The organism is Actinacidiphila sp. bgisy160, from assembly GCF_965342435.1.
Classification (GTDB): Bacteria; Actinomycetota; Actinomycetes; order Streptomycetales; family Streptomycetaceae; genus Actinacidiphila.
In genome coordinates this window covers 77,346-92,665 of sequence record NZ_CBDRCM010000009.1, presented here as the reverse complement: position 1 = coordinate 92,665, position 15,320 = coordinate 77,346, and the positions used below count along the sequence as shown (strand labels likewise).

Below are 15,320 nucleotides of genomic sequence, written 5' to 3'. Positions count from 1 at the left end.
GAACGGGGACAACAGCGACTGGAGTGAACCCCTCATGAGCATCGTCGTCACCGGAGCCACCGGTCAGCTGGGCCGTCTGGTCGTGGACCGACTGCTGGCCGACGGCCCGGCCGAGCGTGTGGCAGCCGTCGTACGCGACGCGGACAAGGCCGCGGACCTCGCCTCCCGGGGCGTGGAGCTCCGGGTGGCCGACTACGACGCGCCCGCGACCCTCAAGGGCGCCTTCCGGGCGGGCGACGTGGTGCTGCTGATCTCGGGCAGCGAGGTCGGCCGGCGCGTCGCGCAGCACACCGCCGTGATCGAGGCCGCCAAGGAGGCGGGGGTGGCACGGCTCGCGTACACCAGCGTCCTCGGCGGACCGGACGCCGACTTCCGGCTCGCCGGGGAGCACCAGGAAACCGAGCGGGCCCTGCTGGACTCCGGGCTGACCTACACACTGCTGCGCAACGGCTGGTACACCGAGAACTACACCGCACAGATCCCCGTCCAGCTGGAGCACGGCGTCACCGGCAGCGCGGGCGAGGGCCGCATCGGCTCCGCGAGCCGCGAGGACTACGCGGACGCCGCCGCGGCCGTGCTGACCGGAGAGGGGCACGAGAACGCGGTGTACGAACTCAGCGGGGACGAGGCCTGGACGATGGCCGAGTACGCCGCCGAGCTGGCCCGCCAGTCCGGCCGGCAGGTCACCTACACCGACCTGCCCGCCGACGCCTTCCTGGCGGTCCTGACCGGCGCAGGGCTGCCCGAGCCGGTGGCCGAGATGCACGTCGACGTGGACGTCGCCGGCATCTCCCGCGGGCTCCTCCAGGGTGGCAGCGGCGACCTCGCCCGGCTGATCGGACGTCCCACCACCGCGCTCGCGGACACGGTCGCGGCGGCGCTCAAGGGCTGACCCCACCCGCCCGCCCGAACGGCGGGGCCCCGCGGCGGATCCCCTCCGGACGCGGGGGCCCCGCCCCCTGCCCGTCCCGCGCGGACGCGCTCCCGGCCTGCGGCGAAGGTGTCATGACCGTCATGCGATACGCAGATGACGGGAGATGGCCACGCACGCTACCTTCGAGCAGTCGGCCAGCGCCCCGGGAGGAACGAGTGAACGAGCAGCGTGCCGGTCTGCTGTACGGATTCGCCGCCTACGGGCTCTGGGGGCTCTTCCCCCTGTACTGGCCGCTCCTCGAACCTTCCGGCGCGGGCGAGATCCTCGCCCACCGCATGGTCTGGTCGCTCGCCGTCGTCTCCCTCGTGCTGCTGGTGATGCGCCGCTGGGCCTGGGTCCCCGAACTCCTGCGGCAGCCGCGGCGGCTCGGGCTGCTGGCTGTGGCCGCGGCCGTCATATCCGTCAACTGGGGCCTGTACATCTGGGGCGTCAACAGCGGCCACGTGGTCGAGACCTCGCTGGGCTACTTCATCAACCCGCTCGTCACCATCGCCCTCGGCGTCCTCGTCCTGCACGAGCGGCTGCGGCCCGCGCAGTGGGCCGCGGTCGGTGTCGGCGCCGCCGCCGTCCTGGTGCTGACCCTGGGGTACGGGCGGCTGCCCTGGATCGCGCTGACCCTGGCCTGCTCCTTCGCGACCTACGGCTTCATCAAGAAGAAGGTCGGCATGGGCGGCCTGGAGTCGCTGGCGGCCGAGACGGCCCTGCAGTTCCTGCCGGCGCTCGGCTACCTGGTCTTCCTCGGCACCCGCGGCGACGCCACCTTCGCCTCGCACGGGGCCGGTCACGCCTTTCTGCTCGCCGCGTGCGGCGTCGTCACGGCGGTACCGCTGATCTGCTTCGGAGCGTCGGCCATCCGCATCCCGCTGAGCATGCTGGGGCTGCTGCAGTACCTCGCGCCGGTCTTCCAGTTCGGGCTCGGACTGCTGTGGTTCCACGAGGAGATGCCAGCTGAACGCTGGGCCGGCTTCGCCCTCGTCTGGCTCGCCCTGGCTCTGCTGACCTGGGACGCGCTGCGTGCCGCCCGGCGTGGCCGGATCGCGGTGCGCGCCGCCGCCGTGCTGCCCGACGAGGCGGCGCCGCGCGGGGCCGTCACCGGCTGAGCCGCGGCGTCGGCGCACGGACGCCGGCCTTCGGGTCCCTCGACGCCTCATGTGCCTCGTGCGCCTGACTGCGGGAGCGGTGGGCGCGGACCTTGTGGCGGTTGCCGCAGTGCTCCATGGAGCACCAGCGGCGCCGGCCGGGGCGTGAGGTGTCCACGAAGACCAGCCGGCAGTCGTGGGCGGAGCACTCACGGACGCGGTCGGCGTACGGGCCGGAGAAGAGCTCCACCGCGTCCCGCGCGACGGCCGCCAGGACCTGCGTGCCGGTGACCGGGGTGCGCCAGGCGCGGCTCCCGTCGGCGGCCAGGCGCAGCGCGGGAGGACGCCAGGCGGCCGCCTCGTTGAGGACGACGAGGTCCGCGGCGGGGAGCGGTTGCCCGTGGACGCGGGCGACGGCGACGCGCCAGAGCGCGTCGCGCAGGTACCGGGCCGTGGCGACGTCCTCCGGGGAGACCGCGAGGCCGTCGGGGTCGGGGCGCAGCCGGCACGCCGCCGCCCAGCGGACCAGGTCGGCGGGCTCGTGGAGGACCTCGTAGCCGGCGTAGGCGCCGGGACCGCCGGTGGGCAGCAGCTCGAGGCCGAGCGCGCCCGGATCGAAACGGTAGGCGACTCCTTCGGGTGAAGGGAGGACCAGACCGATTGCGGGCTCCTTCATGTAACCAATATAACTGGTTACAGACCGGCCGGGACGCCGGCAGGAGACGCGAACGAGGGGGCACGGCATGGCAGTTCACTGGAAGCTCGTGATCGACGCGGCGGATCCGCACCGGCAGGCCGCCTTCTGGGCGGAGGCCCTGGAGTACACGCTCGAGGACCACAGCGTGCTGATCGAGAAGCTGCTGGGGTTCGGCGCCGTCACGGAGGATCTTCTGACCGAGGCGGCCGGCCGGAGGGCCTGGCGGGACCTGGCCGGCGTGCGCCACCCCGAGGACCCGTACGACGAGGAGAAGGGCTCGGGCCTCGGGCGGCGCATCCTGTTCCAGCGGGTGCCCGAGGCCAAGACGGTGAAGAACCGGCTGCACATCGACCTCCACCCGGGCACCGGCCGGCTGGAGGCGGAAGTGGCCCGGCTGGAGGGGTTGGGCGCGAAGGTGCTGCGGCGGATAGCGGAGCCCTCCGGCACCTGGGTCACCATGGCAGACCCGGAGGGGAACGAGTTCGACGTCGCGTGACCCTCGGCTCCGGCACTCGCCTTGACGACGGAGGCGGAGCGATGAAAACATCTCCATGCATACGCAACTAATGCATACGCAAGGAGATGACGGGGTGTCGGACTCAGAGCGGTCGTTCCTGTTCCTGGTGGGAAGCACCCGCGCCGACGGCAACACGGAGATGCTGGCGCGGCACGCCGCCGAGCAGCTTCCGCCGACGGTGGACCGACGCTGGCTGCGGCTGAAGGATCTGCCGCTGCCGCTCTTCGAGGACCGACGGCACGACGGCGACGGCCGCTATCCCGCGCCGACAGGACACGCCGCGACGCTTCTGGAGGCCACCTTGGCGGCCACCGACATCGTGGTGGTCTCACCGCTGCACTGGTACAGCGTCTCGACCGGCACCAAGCTCTACCTGGACCACTGGTCGGGCTGGATGCGCGTGCCCGGGCTGGACTTCCTGGAGCGGATGCGTGGCAAGACCCTGTGGTCGGTGACCGTGCACGGCGGCCGGGACCCGGCGACGGCGGCCCCGCTGGTGGGGACGCTGCGGCACACGGCGGACTACGCCGGTATGCGCTGGGGCGGGGCGTTGCTGGGCTACGGCAGCAGGCCGGGTGACATCCTGCGGGACACGGCGGCGCTGGGCCGGGCGAAGACCTTCTTCAGCTGACCGCCTGGGCTCAGGCCGTGATGTCGCGAGTGGTGAAACGGGCCCAGGCCGCGGACCCGAACACGGCGACGTAAAGGGCCTGGAGCTGGAGGTTGCTGCGCATCTCGTCCCAGTAGACGGGGGCGCGGACCAGGTCGGCGAAGCTCAGCCAGTAGTGGGGGAAGAGGTAGGGCTGCACGGCGTGCAGTTGCGGGATGGTGTCGACGATCTGCACGGTGATCAGCAGGCCCACGGTCGTGGCCATGGCGGCGATGCCGCTGTTGGTGAGCGTGGAGATGAACAGGCCCAGCGCGGCGATGCCGGTGAGCGAGGCGGTCACGACCAGGGCGACCAGCAGGGCGCGCAGCAGCCCCTCGGAGAACGGAACCGTCGTGCCCGACAGCAGGGTGACGTCGCCGAGCGGGAAGAGCAACGCGCCGGTAACCAGTGCCGAGACGGCCACGACGAGCGTGCCGATCAGGCAGAAGGCCAGGACGGAGGCGTATTTGGAGACCAGCAGACGGGTGCGCCCGGCCGGGGCGACCAGCAGATAGCGCAGGGTGCCCGCGTTGGCCTCGCCGGCGATGGCGTCACCGGCCACGACACCGATCGCCATGGGGAGGAAGAACGGCAGCGTCGCGGCGAGCGAGGCGAAGACCAGGAAGAGACCGTTGTTGGTGATCAGCGCGACGAAGGCCGGGCCGTCGCCGCCGCCGCCTGCCGAGCCGCCGTCACCGGTCTCGATCCGCACCGCGATCCCGATGAGCACCGGGACCCCGGCCAGGACGGCCAGCAGGGCCACGGTGCGCCAGCGGCGCAGCACGGTCACCAGCTCGCTGCGGAACAGCCCGAGCGAGCGGATCGGCCACACCGGCCCGGTGGTCAGGGTGTCAGCCTGCGACATCGAAGCCCTCTCCGGTCAGCGCGACGAACGCGTCCTCCAGTGAAGCCCGTTCGACGCCGAAGCCGCGGACGCGGACTCCGGCGGCGACCAGTGCGGCATTGAGGTCGGCGAGTTCGGGGAGCGCCGCCGGGTCCTGGGCCAGTTCCCCCGTGACCCGGTCGCCGTCGGCGGCGAGACCTGTGACCCCGCGCTCCTTCAGGACCCGCACCGCCTCGGCGGGGTCGGGGGTGGTGACCACCAGACGGCCGGCGGAGGACAGCGCCTCCACCGGGCCCTGGGTGATCAGCTTGCCGCGGGACATCACGGCGGCGTGGGTGCAGACCTGTTCGATCTCGTCGAGGAGGTGGGAGGAGAGGAAGACCGTGGTGCCGTCCGCCGCCAGCTCGCGGACGAGCGAGCGGATCTCCCGCATGCCCTGCGGGTCCAGGCCGTTGGTGGGCTCGTCCAGCACCAGCAGCTCACGGGGCCGCAGCAGCGCCGCGGCCAGGCCGAGCCGCTGCTTCATGCCGAGCGAGTAGGCACGCGCCTTCTTGCCCGCGGCGGCGGCCAGGCCCACCCTCTCCAAGGCCGCGTCGACCCGGTCCCCGCGGGTGCGGGGACCGGCGGTCGGATCGGCCGCGTCGAAGCGCAGCAGGTTGTCCCGGCCGGAGAGGAAGCCGTAGAGGGCGGGGCCCTCGATCAGCGCGCCCACGCGCGGCAGGACGTTGCGCACCGCGCGCGGCATCGGCTCACCGAGCACCCGCACCGTACCGGAGGTCGGGTCGATGAGCCCCATGAGCATGCGGATCGTCGTCGTCTTCCCGGAGCCGTTGGGCCCCAGGAAGCCGAAGACGCTGCCCCGGGGTACGGCGAGGTCGAGGCCGTCGACGGCGAGCTGTCCGCCGCGGTACCTCTTGGTGAGTCCGCTCGTGGAGATCGCGTGCTCACCGGACTCGGCGGACGGCTCCCCCATCGGCGCTCCTTCGCTGCGTGCCGGTGCCCTGCTGCGCGCTCTACTTCGCGGCCGCGTCCGCGGCCTTGATCAGGGCGTCCTGGGTCACGGTGCCCACGTAGACCTTGCCGCTGTCGGTGATCAGTGCGTTCACCAGGCGGGTGCCCAGCACCGTGCCGGTGCCGAAGTCACCCTTGACCTCCTTGCCGAAGGTACCGAGCAGCCCCTGCCCGCCAAGGCCGGGGGCCTTGTCCCCGCCCTTGGACGGGTCGGCGTTCAGCGCCTCCCGCGGCAGCTTCAGCTCGGCGATGGAGTCCCAGCCCTTGCCGAGGACGCCCAGGCCCTCCAGACCGTCCAGGCCGCCGAGGTCACCGAGCTCCTCGTGCGCCTCGCGGGCCTCCCGCCCGGCCTTCCCGTCGGCCTTCTCCGTCGTCACCTTCGCCCCCTTGGGCGGGGTGAAGTCGAAGGTCGAGGCGGCGGGCCGGGAGAAGTCGACCTTGGTGAAGGCGACGTCGACGACGGCCTTGCCTCCGCCGCTCGGGGAGAGAGTGAACTTCAGCGGCACACCGGTGCCGGCGTCCACGCCGATCCGGATCGCCCCGACCGTGGAGTCGGCGGCCTTGGGCCTGATCACCAGCTGGTAGGCGTCCCGCCCGGCGATGCGCGCGGTGCCGTCCACCGTGACGGTGGAGCTGTCGTCCGTCGCGTCGAGGATCTTCTTCGCGGCCTCCTGCGGGGTGGCCGGCCAGCCCTCGGGCAGTTCGCGGTCGCCCTTGGCCGAGTCCTCGCCCCGCGCGTCGCGCGGGAGACCGGTCAGGTGATACGCCTGATTGCTGCCGCTGTCGTAGGCCCAGACCTCGTCACCGTTGTGGACGAGGCTGTACTCCGCGGCGTTCCGGACGATCGACACCCTCTGCTTCTGCGGGCCGTCGGCCGCGATGCGCAGGGTGTGGGAGCCGGCCAGCAACTGGGTCAGCTGCTCCCTCGGGTCGGCCGATGAGTCCCCGCGGCCGCCGGCGCCACCACCACCGCCGCCGAAGGGCCCGGCGGCTCCCGTGGCGCCGCTCAGCACGGCCGGCAGGCCGAAGTCCGTGCTGATGCGGACCGAGCCGGAGATCGTCTGGGTGTCCGAGGCCGCGACCTTCGCGATCAGCTCCTCGGCCGTGATCTTGGGCAGCTCCGGGCTGCCCGCGTTCGCGAGCGCCGGAACGAGCCCGATGGTCGCCGCGGCGACTCCCGCCGCCGCCACCGGGACCGCGTAACGTATCGCCTTGGTCCGCCGCCGGGGTTCCCGGTCGTCGTCCATGGGCTGGATGGGTGCCATTACGTGCCTACCTCCGTCGTCAACGGCGGGTTCTCGTCAGCGTCGCACTCGTCCACCTCGGGCCATTGTCGCCCGATCCGCCGTGTGGTGCTGCCTCTTATCCCATCAATCGCGCCACTCGGGCGCATCGCCCGCCGGGATCAACTCGGCGTACACCCCTGGGATGACGGTCCCTGACCACGACTCAGGGCACAGGGCGCCTCACCCGGTGGCCGCACGGGCCGCGTCGGCGCCGGGGACGGCCCGTCCCGGGCTCCTAGCCCGCGCGGTGCACCACGGCGTCGCACAGGCCCTCCAGGGCCCGCTTGGCGGCGCAGTCGGGCAGCGGTGCCAGCAGGGCCCGCGCCTCGTCCGCGTAGCGCACGGTGTCGCGCCGGGCCTGAGCCAGCGCCGGGTGGGCGCGCAGCAGCGCCAGCGCCTCGGCGTGCCGCCGGTCGTCCGTCAGATCGCCGTCCAGCAGTTCGCACAGCCGCCGGTCGTCCGCCGACGCGAAGCCGCCCGCCTTGGCCACGGCCGAACGCAGGTGCAGCACCGGCAGGGTCGGTACGCCCTCGCGCAGGTCCGTGCCCGGGGTCTTGCCGGACTCGTGCGAGTCGCTGGCGATGTCCAGCACGTCGTCGGCGAGCTGGAAGGCCGTGCCGACGCGCTCCCCGTACTGGGTGACGATGTCGACGACGCTCTCGTCCGCGCCGGACATCATCGCGCCGAAGCGGCACGAGACGGCGATCAGCGAGCTCGTCTTGCCGGCGATGACTTCCAGGTAGTGGTCGATCGGGTCGCGTCCGTCCCGCGGGCCGACGGTCTCCAGGATCTGCCCGGTGACCAGCCGCTCGAAGGCCTCGGCCTGGATGCGTACGGCCTCCGGCCCGAGGTCGGCCAGTATGTGCGAGGCCTTGGAGAACAGGAAGTCGCCGGTCAGCACGGCGACCGAGTTGTCCCAGCGGGCGTTGGCGCTCGGCACGCCGCGGCGCACCGCGGCCTCGTCCATGACGTCGTCGTGGTACAGCGTCGCCAGGTGCGTCAGCTCCACCACCACGGCCGACGGCACGATGCCCGGAGCGTGCGGGTCGCCGAACTGGGCGGCCAGCAGCACCAGCAGCGGACGGAACCGCTTCCCGCCCGCGTGCACGAGGTGGCGGGCCGCCTCTGTGATGAACCGCACATCGCTCTTGGTGGCCTCCATGAGGCCCTCCTCGACGGCGGACAGCCCGGCCCGGACCCCGGACTCGAGGTCCTCGTCCATTACGCTCAGCCCGAAGGGCCCGACGACCGTCGTCACCTGGGATTCTCCTGTCGCTGAGATCGCTTCTGCGGCGTGCGGCGTGGCGCTGTACTACACCGGCAGAGTAACCGGTCGCCTCTCGATCACTGCGAGGGCATGGCCCCCTCGGGCCACTACGCCCGGTTTTGCCCGCCTGTGCGACCGGTCTTCCCCGGGTCCGCGCCCGGTCGCGGGCCCCCACCGCCGCCTCGGACCACCCCTTGCGGGGCGCCCGGAGCGGGCTCCGCGAAGGACCTCGTGCCACTGGCGCCTTCCCCGCGAGCCGCCCGCCATGCCCGCCCGCCGTACGGCTCCCGGCGCGCACGCCGAACGGCGCGGCCCGCGCCAAGTGCGGGGAGCCACGCCGTGGATGGCCGCGCGGGCCGGGGCGCGGGACCCGCCCAGCGCCCGTACGCCTTCGTCACCGCCGCCGCCGGTCGCGGCGAGGCCCACTCCGTGCCGCACACGAGGCGCAGCACCGGCCCCGAAGGTGGCCGCGGCGGGCAGGCCGGTGAAGTACGCCCCGGAACGGAGGAGCCAAAGCCGGCGCCCAGCCGGGGGGCGAGCCGCCGGTACGGGCCGGCTCGGCACGCAGCTCGGACCCGAGGAAGTCCAGCGCCTCCAGGTCGACGCGGTAGCCGGTGGCGGCCCTCACGTGGTCGGCGCGGAACTCGGCCGCCCGGCCGCCGGGAGCGGCGGTGGACAGCACGGCCTTGCCGCCCTCGTCCAGGCAGGCGCCGCGCAGGGTGTGGTCCCCGCTGACGGTGGCCTTGCCCTCGAAGCGCTCCCGCGGCCACCAGGCATCCAGCGGCCCGGCACGCGGCGCGCGAGGTACACCCGCAGGGGCGCGGGCAGGCCCCGGACATACCGGGCGTGGTAGGTGAAGGCGTACAGGGGCCAGGCCCGCCCGAAGGGCGACTCGGGCTGCAGGCGCGGCTGCCGGTCCGGCGGGTCGCCGAAGCCCACGGAGCGCCGCCCGCGGGCCGGCAGCCGTACGGTGGCGCCCGCCTCCGCGAGCAGTACGGCGCTCTCCACCGCGGACTGCCCGGCGCCCACGGCGACCGCCTCGCGCCGGTGAGCCGGCCCAGGTCGGTGTGCTGGGAGCTGTGCGAGACGGGTCCCGTCACCGACGGTCCGTCGGGCGTGACCCGGCGCAGCACACCGGGCGTGTGCGCGAAGCCGTGCGCTCCGCCGCCGACGACGACCGCCCGGGCCCGGAACTGCTCGCCGGAACCGGGCTCGCGCTCGAAGCCGCCTGTCGCGGCCCGGTCCACGGACACCGCCTTGACCTGTCCCAGGTCGGGGACGAGCCGCTCCTGGAACCGGTGGCCGTAGCGGACGAAGGTCCCGGCGGGGATCAGGTCCCAGTCGGTGACCAGCGGCCGCTCCCCGGCGTCCAGGCAGAAGTCGCGCAGGGTGTGGCCGGGCCGGGCGGGCGGAGATGCTGGATGCGGCGGGGGTGGACTTCAGGAGTCATGGCGGAGGGCATGTTCTCGCGCCGGCTGACCATGGGGTTGCCGAAGGTGCGTAGGGCGATTCCTCGTTCGCGCAGGTGTGCGGCTGTGGACGGACCGCACGGGCCGGCGCCGATCACAGCGACGGGCGTCGTCATGGGTGTTCCCTTCGCATCGCGGTTCGACGTCGTGACCGGTACATCCGCAGCAGGTGCCGGGCGCCGGGCCGCAGGAAGCGGGCGAGCATGGTGAGGAACGGCCGCAGCCCGTCGGCGGCCGGCCAGGCCAGTTCGGTGCCGGTGGCGCGGCCGGGGGCGTGCGGCGGGCGAACGCACGCCGGAAAGACGGCTCCCGGATGGATTGGCGCGATCCGGCCGTGACGGCTCCGCGCGGCCGGGCCGCGACAGCACGGCGCCCCGTGACCGGGGAGCCGGTCACGGGGCGCTCGGGCCGTGCGAGGGGGTCAGCGGACGAAGACGCCCGCCTGGCTCGCGAGGTCCAGGAAGTACTGGGGCGCGACACCCAGCACCAGGGTGACGGCGACACCCACCGCGATGGCCGTGGACGTCAGCGGCGAGGGCACGGCGACCGTGGGACCGTCCACCTTCGGCTCGCTGAAGAACATCAGCACGATGACCCGGATGTAGAAGAACGCCGCGATCGCGGACGAGATCACACCCACGATCACCAGCGGCACCGCGCCGCCCTGCGCGGCGGCGCTGAACACCGCGAACTTCCCGGCGAACCCGGAGGTCAGCGGGATGCCGGCGAAGGCCAGCAGGAAGACCGCGAAGACCGCGGCCACCAGCGGTGAGCGCCGCCCCAGACCCGCCCAGCGCGACAGGTGCGTGGCCTCCCCGCCGGCGTCGCGCACCAGCGTGACGACCGCGAAGGCGCCCAGCGTCACGAAGGAGTACGCCGCCAGGTAGAAGAGCACCGAGGAGACGCCCTCCGGCGTGGTCGCGATGACACCGGCCAGGATGAACCCGGCGTGCGCGATGGAGGAGTACGCGAGCAGACGCTTCACGTCGGTCTGGGTGACCGCGACGATCGCGCCGACCAGCATCGTGAGGATCGCGACGCCCCACAGCACCGGCCGCCAGTCCCAGCGCAGCTCCGGGAGGACCACGTAGAGCAGCCGCAGCAGCGCGCCAAAGGCGGCGACCTTGGTGGCCGCGGCCATGAAGCCGGTGACCGGGGTCGGCGCGCCCTCGTAGACGTCCGGCGTCCACATGTGGAACGGCACGGCGCCCACCTTGAACAGCAGGCCCATGCCGACCAGCGCGGCGCCGATGAGCAGCAGCGCGTCGTTGCCCGCGGTGTCGGCGAGCGCCGGGGTGAGCTTGGCGGTGCCGTCCACGACCGACGCGATGCCGGAGTAGGAGACCGTGCCCGCGTAGCCGTACAGCAGGGCGATGCCGAAGAGCAGGAAGGCCGAGGAGAAGGCGCCCAGCAGGAAGTACTTGACCGCCGCCTCCTGCGACATCAGGCGACGCCGCCGGGCCAGGGCACAGAGCAGGTAGAGCGGGAGGGAGAAGACCTCCAGGGCCACGAAGAGCGTCAGCAGGTCGTTGGCCGCCGGGAAGATCAGCATGCCGCCGATGGCGAACATCAGCAGCGGGAAGACCTCCGTGGTGGTGAAACCGGCCCGGACGGCGTCCTTCTCCTGGTCGCTGCCGGGCACCGCGGAGCCCTGCGCGGCGAAGGAGTCGACGTTGCGGCCGTGCGCCTTGGGGTCGAGCCGGCGCTCGGCGAAGGTGAAGACCCCGACCAGACCCACCAGCAGGATCGTGCCCTGCAGGAAGAGGGCCGGGCCGTCGACGGCGACCGCGCCCATGGCGGCGATGTGCGCCTTTGTCGTGGCGTACCCGCCCGCCGCGAGCGCCACGACCGCGGCGAAGGCGGCGGCCATGCCGATCACCGCGAGGCCGACCTGACCGGTGTAGCGCAGGCGCCGCGGCAGGAACGCCTCGATGAGGATGCCGAGGATGGCCACACCGAAGACGATCAGGACGGGAGCGAGCTGGGCGTACTCGATCTTCGGCGCGTTGATCTTGTCGGCGGCGAGCGGTGCCGCCGTTGTCCACAGGCTGTGGACAGCAACTGTGCTGCTCACTTGGATGCCTCCAGCGCCGGCTTGGGGTCGGTCTTGTGCACGTCGGAGAGCGTCTGCTGCACCGCCGGGTTGACGACGTCCGTCAGCGGCTTCGGGTACACGCCGAGCACGATCAGCAGCGCGATCAGCGGTGCCACGACGGCGAGTTCCCGGACCTTCAGGTCGGGCATCCCCTGCACCTCGGCCTTCACCGGGCCGGTCATCGTCCGCTGGTAGAGGACGAGGACGTACAGCGCGGCGAGGACGATGCCCGTGGTGGCGATGATCCCGACGGCCGGGTAGCGGCTGAACGTCCCGACGAGGACGAGGAACTCGCTGACGAAGGGCGCGAGCCCCGGCAGCGACAGCGTGGCCAGACCGCCGATCAGGAAGGTGCCGGCCAGCACCGGGGCCACCTTCTGCACCCCGCCGTAGGACGCGATGAGGCGGGAGCCGCGGCGGGAGATCAGGAAGCCGGCGACCAGCATCAGCGCGGCGGTGGAGATGCCGTGGTTGACCATGTACAGCGTCGCCCCGCCCTGGCCCTGGGAGGTCAGCGCGAAGATGCCCAGGATGATGAAGCCGAAGTGGGAGATGGACGCGTACGCGATCAGCCGCTTGATGTCGCGCTGGCCGACGGCGAGCAGGGCGCCGTAGATGATGCTGACCAGCGCCAGCACCAGGATCACTGGCGTCGCCCACTTGCTGGCCTCGGGGAAGAGCTGGAGGCAGAAGCGGAGCATCGCGAAGGTGCCGACCTTGTCGACGACCGCGGTGATGAGCACCGCGACCGGCGCCGTGGCCTCACCCATGGCGTTGGGCAGCCAGGTGTGCAGCGGGAACAGCGGGGCCTTGACCGCGAACGCGAAGAAGAAGCCCAGGAACAGGGCGCGTTCGGCGGTGGTGGACATGTCGAGCTTGCCGGACGCCCGGGACTGCAGGATTTCCTGCAGGGAGAAGGTGCCCTGGCCGAGCTGGTCGGCGGTGACGGCGTAGAGCCCGATGACCGCGGCCAGCATGATGAGCCCGCCGGCCAGGTTGTAGAGCAGGAACTTCACCGCCGCGTAGGAGCGCTGACGGGCCGCCTCCTCCTCGCCGTGCTCGTGGGCACGGTCCCCGAAGCCGCCGATGAGGAAGTACATCGGGATGAGCATGGCCTCGAAGAAGATGTAGAAGAGGAAGACGTCCGTGGCCTCGAAGGAGATGATCACCATCGCCTCGACCAGCAGGATCAGCGCGAAGAAGCCCTGGGTGGGGCGCCAGCGGCGGTCCGGGTTCTTCTCCTCCAGGGGGTCGGCGTCGTGCCAGCCCGCGGCGATGACGAACGGTACGAGCAGCGCGGTCAGCCCGATCAGCGCGACGGCGATGCCGTCCACCCCGAGTTCGTAGCGGACGCCGAAGTCGGCGATCCAGGCGTGGGACTCGGTGAGCTGGTACCGGGCCCCGCCCGGGTCGAAGCGCACGAAGACGACGGCGGCCAGCACGAGCGTCGCCACTGAGACGAGCAGCGCGAGCCACTTGGCGGCCCCGCGCCGCGCCGCCGGCACCGCGGCGGTGGCGATCGCGCCGAGCGCCGGCAGCCCGGCGGTCAGCGTGAGCAGGGGGATGGACATCAGGCAACACCCCTCATCAGCAGCGTCGCGGCGACCAGCACCGCGGTGCCCGCCAGCATCGACACGGCGTAGCTGCGCACATAACCGTTCTGGAGCCGGCGCATCCGGCCGGAGAGGCCGCCGACGGCGGCCGCGGTGCCGTTGACGACGCCGTCCACACCCTTGTGGTCCACGTAGACCAGGCCGCGCGTGAGGTACTCGCCGGGGAGCACCAGGGCGACGTGGTTGAAGTCGTCCTGGAGCAGGTCGCGCCGGGCGGCGCGGGTGAGCCAACTGGCCCGCGGGGCGACGGAGGGGACGGGGCGGCGACCGTACATGGCCCAGGCCAGGGCCACGCCGAGCACCATGACCACCATCGTGGCGCCGGTGACGGCGCCCGCGCCGATCGGCGGGTGGCCCTCCTCGTGACCGGTGACCGGCTCCAGCCACTTCACGAATGCCTCGTGGAAGCTGAACAGGAAACCGGCGAAGACCGAGCCGAAGGCCAGGACGATCATGGGGATCGTCATCGACTTCGGCGACTCGTGCGGGTGCGGCTCGTGGCCGTCCGCGTCGGGCTGCCAGCGCTTCTCGCCGAAGAAGGTCATCACCATCACGCGGGTCATGTAGAACGCGGTGATCGCCGCGCCCAGCAGGGCCGCGCCGCCGAGGATCCAGCCCTCGGTGCCGCCCTTGGCGAAGGCGGCCTCGATGATCTTGTCCTTGGAGTAGAAGCCGGACAGGCCCGGGAAGCCGATGATCGCCAGGTAGCCGAGCCCGAAGGTGGCGAAGGTGACCGGCATGTACTTCCACAGGCCGCCGAACTTGCGCATGTCCACCTCGTCGTTCATGCCGTGCATGACCGATCCGGCGCCGAGGAAAAGCCCGGCCTTGAAGAAGCCGTGGGTGACCAGGTGCATGATCGCGAAGACGTAGCCGATCGGGCCGAGGCCCGCGGCCAGCACCATGTAGCCGATCTGCGACATCGTCGAGCCGGCCAGGGCCTTCTTGATGTCGTCCTTCGCGCAACCGACGATCGCACCGAAGAGCAGCGTGACCGCGCCGACCGTCACCACGGCGATCTGGGCCGTGGGTGCGGCGTTGAAGATCACGCCGGAGCGGGTGATCAGGTAGACGCCGGCGGTCACCATCGTCGCGGCGTGGATCAGGGCCGAGACCGGGGTCGGGCCCTCCATCGCGTCGCCGAGCCAGGACTGCAGCGGGACCTGGGCCGACTTGCCACAGGCGGCGAGCAGCAACATCAGGCCGATGCCGGTCAGGACGCCCTCGCCCGCCTGGTCCACCTGGCCGAAGAGCGGCTCGAAGGTGAAGGTCCCGAAGGTGGTGAACATCAGCATGATCGCGATCGACAGGCCGACGTCGCCGACGCGGTTGACGATGAAGGCCTTCTTGGCCGCGGTCGCCGCGCTGGGCTTGTGCTGCCAGAAGCCGATCAGCAGGTACGAGGCGAGGCCCACGCCCTCCCAGCCGACGTAGAGCAGCAGGTAGTTGTCGGCGAGGACCAGCAGGAGCATCGCCGCGAGGAAGAGGTTGAGGTAGCCGAAGAAGCGGCGGCGCCGCTCGTCGTGCTCCATGTAGCCGATCGAGTAGATGTGGATGAGCGTGCCCACACCGGTGATCAGCAGAGCGAAGGTCATCGACAGCTGGTCGAGCTGGAAGGCCACGTCCGCGTGGAAGCCGCCGACCGAGAGCCAGGTGAAGGCGGTCGAGTGCAGCGCGCGGTCCTCGCCGCCGCGGCCCAGCATGTCGAAGAAGAGCACCGCCGCGACGACGAAGGACACCCCCGCGAGCGTGGTGCCGATCCAGTGGCCCGCGCGGTCCAGCCTCCGGCCGCCGGTGAGCAGCACGCCGGCCCCCAGCAGCGGCAGGAGGACGAGCCATCCGATCAAGTAGTCCACTGT

General features: G+C 72.2%; 12 protein-coding genes and 2 pseudogenes. 4 read left to right on the top strand and 10 right to left on the bottom strand.

All coding sequences use genetic code 11. The annotated features are described in order from the left end of the window. The first annotated feature begins 34 nt into the window (after window positions 1-34). Together ACRWNP_RS10920 and rarD are read left to right on the top strand one after the other, a co-directional pair. Window positions 35-892: an SDR family oxidoreductase gene (locus ACRWNP_RS10920; RefSeq protein WP_431960888.1), complete on the top strand. Its 858-nt coding sequence runs from the start codon at window positions 35-37 to the stop codon at window positions 890-892. A 197-nt stretch (window positions 893-1,089) separates the two neighbouring features. Further along, window positions 1,090-2,034: an EamA family transporter RarD gene (gene rarD, locus ACRWNP_RS10915; protein WP_431960887.1), complete on the top strand. Its 945-nt coding sequence runs from the start codon at window positions 1,090-1,092 to the stop codon at window positions 2,032-2,034. Here the strand turns inward: rarD and ACRWNP_RS10910 are convergent. Further along, complete coding sequence (locus tag ACRWNP_RS10910; protein WP_431960886.1) at window positions 2,024-2,689, bottom strand: CGNR zinc finger domain-containing protein; 666 nt, start codon at window positions 2,687-2,689, stop codon at window positions 2,024-2,026. The genes rarD and ACRWNP_RS10910 overlap by 11 nt on opposite strands. A 67-nt stretch (window positions 2,690-2,756) precedes the next feature. On the opposite strand from ACRWNP_RS10910, the gene ACRWNP_RS10905 reads away from it, so the two are divergent. Together ACRWNP_RS10905 and ACRWNP_RS10900 are read left to right on the top strand one after the other, a co-directional pair. Beyond that, on the top strand, window positions 2,757-3,206 hold the full coding sequence (locus tag ACRWNP_RS10905) for a VOC family protein (protein WP_431960885.1): 450 nt from the start codon (window positions 2,757-2,759) through the stop codon (window positions 3,204-3,206). A gap of 70 nt (window positions 3,207-3,276) precedes the next feature. Next, window positions 3,277-3,858 carry a flavodoxin family protein gene (locus ACRWNP_RS10900; protein WP_431960884.1) on the top strand — a complete coding sequence of 194 codons (582 nt, stop codon included), beginning with the start codon at window positions 3,277-3,279 and terminating at the stop codon, window positions 3,856-3,858. 10 nt (window positions 3,859-3,868) lie between these two features. Here the strand turns inward: ACRWNP_RS10900 and ACRWNP_RS10895 are convergent, their stop codons facing one another. From ACRWNP_RS10895 to nuoL, 9 genes and pseudogenes are all read right to left on the bottom strand, one after another. Beyond that, window positions 3,869-4,741 (bottom strand): ABC transporter permease, encoded by an 873-nt coding sequence (locus ACRWNP_RS10895; protein ID WP_431960883.1) that lies wholly within the window; start codon window positions 4,739-4,741, stop codon window positions 3,869-3,871. Beyond that, complete coding sequence (locus tag ACRWNP_RS10890; protein WP_431960882.1) at window positions 4,728-5,693, bottom strand: ABC transporter ATP-binding protein; 966 nt, start codon at window positions 5,691-5,693, stop codon at window positions 4,728-4,730. The genes ACRWNP_RS10895 and ACRWNP_RS10890 overlap by 14 nt, the downstream gene beginning before the upstream one ends. A 40-nt stretch (window positions 5,694-5,733) precedes the next feature. Beyond that, on the bottom strand, window positions 5,734-6,996 hold the full coding sequence (locus tag ACRWNP_RS10885) for a LolA family protein (RefSeq protein WP_431960881.1): 1,263 nt from the start codon (window positions 6,994-6,996) through the stop codon (window positions 5,734-5,736). Between the two features lie 256 nt (window positions 6,997-7,252). Beyond that, window positions 7,253-8,239, bottom strand: coding sequence for a polyprenyl synthetase family protein (locus ACRWNP_RS10880; RefSeq protein ID WP_431960976.1), 987 nt, complete (start codon window positions 8,237-8,239; stop codon window positions 7,253-7,255). Window positions 8,240-8,664: 425 nt separating this feature from the next. Next, window positions 8,665-9,869: pseudogene (locus tag ACRWNP_RS10875) on the bottom strand (FAD-dependent oxidoreductase); the annotation flags it as partial. After that, window positions 9,866-10,033, bottom strand: a pseudogene (locus ACRWNP_RS10870) (ATP-grasp domain-containing protein); the annotation flags it as partial. The pseudogenes ACRWNP_RS10875 and ACRWNP_RS10870, both read right to left, overlap by 4 nt. Window positions 10,034-10,174: 141 nt before the next feature. After that, entirely contained in the window at window positions 10,175-11,827 is a 1,653-nt protein-coding gene (gene nuoN / locus ACRWNP_RS10865; protein WP_431960880.1) for an NADH-quinone oxidoreductase subunit NuoN, read from the bottom strand. Then, entirely contained in the window at window positions 11,824-13,419 is a 1,596-nt protein-coding gene (locus ACRWNP_RS10860) for an NADH-quinone oxidoreductase subunit M (RefSeq protein WP_431960879.1), read from the bottom strand. Before ACRWNP_RS10860 ends, nuoN begins: the two co-directional genes overlap by 4 nt. Continuing rightward, a complete protein-coding gene (gene nuoL, locus ACRWNP_RS10855) occupies window positions 13,419-15,317 on the bottom strand; it encodes an NADH-quinone oxidoreductase subunit L (protein ID WP_431960878.1) in 1,899 nt (632 codons plus the stop codon). The genes ACRWNP_RS10860 and nuoL overlap by 1 nt, the downstream gene beginning before the upstream one ends. Window positions 15,318-15,320 lie beyond the last annotated feature (3 nt).

What these genes read in the sequence shown, in the direction of transcription:
- ACRWNP_RS10920 (WP_431960888.1), top strand. Translation starts at nt 35, where the DNA reads ATGAGCATCGTCGTCACCGGAGCCACCGGTCAGCTGGGCCGTCTGGTC.
- ACRWNP_RS10910 (WP_431960886.1), bottom strand. Translation starts at nt 2,689, where the DNA reads ATGAAGGAGCCCGCAATCGGTCTGGTCCTCCCTTCACCCGAAGGAGTC.
- ACRWNP_RS10905 (WP_431960885.1), top strand. Translation starts at nt 2,757, where the DNA reads ATGGCAGTTCACTGGAAGCTCGTGATCGACGCGGCGGATCCGCACCGG.
- ACRWNP_RS10900 (WP_431960884.1), top strand. Translation starts at nt 3,277, where the DNA reads ATGCATACGCAAGGAGATGACGGGGTGTCGGACTCAGAGCGGTCGTTC.
- ACRWNP_RS10895 (WP_431960883.1), bottom strand. Translation starts at nt 4,741, where the DNA reads ATGTCGCAGGCTGACACCCTGACCACCGGGCCGGTGTGGCCGATCCGC.
- ACRWNP_RS10890 (WP_431960882.1), bottom strand. Translation starts at nt 5,693, where the DNA reads ATGGGGGAGCCGTCCGCCGAGTCCGGTGAGCACGCGATCTCCACGAGC.
- ACRWNP_RS10885 (WP_431960881.1), bottom strand. Translation starts at nt 6,996, where the DNA reads ATGGCACCCATCCAGCCCATGGACGACGACCGGGAACCCCGGCGGCGG.
- ACRWNP_RS10880 (WP_431960976.1), bottom strand. Translation starts at nt 8,239, where the DNA reads ATGGACGAGGACCTCGAGTCCGGGGTCCGGGCCGGGCTGTCCGCCGTC.
- ACRWNP_RS10860 (WP_431960879.1), bottom strand. Translation starts at nt 13,419, where the DNA reads ATGTCCATCCCCCTGCTCACGCTGACCGCCGGGCTGCCGGCGCTCGGC.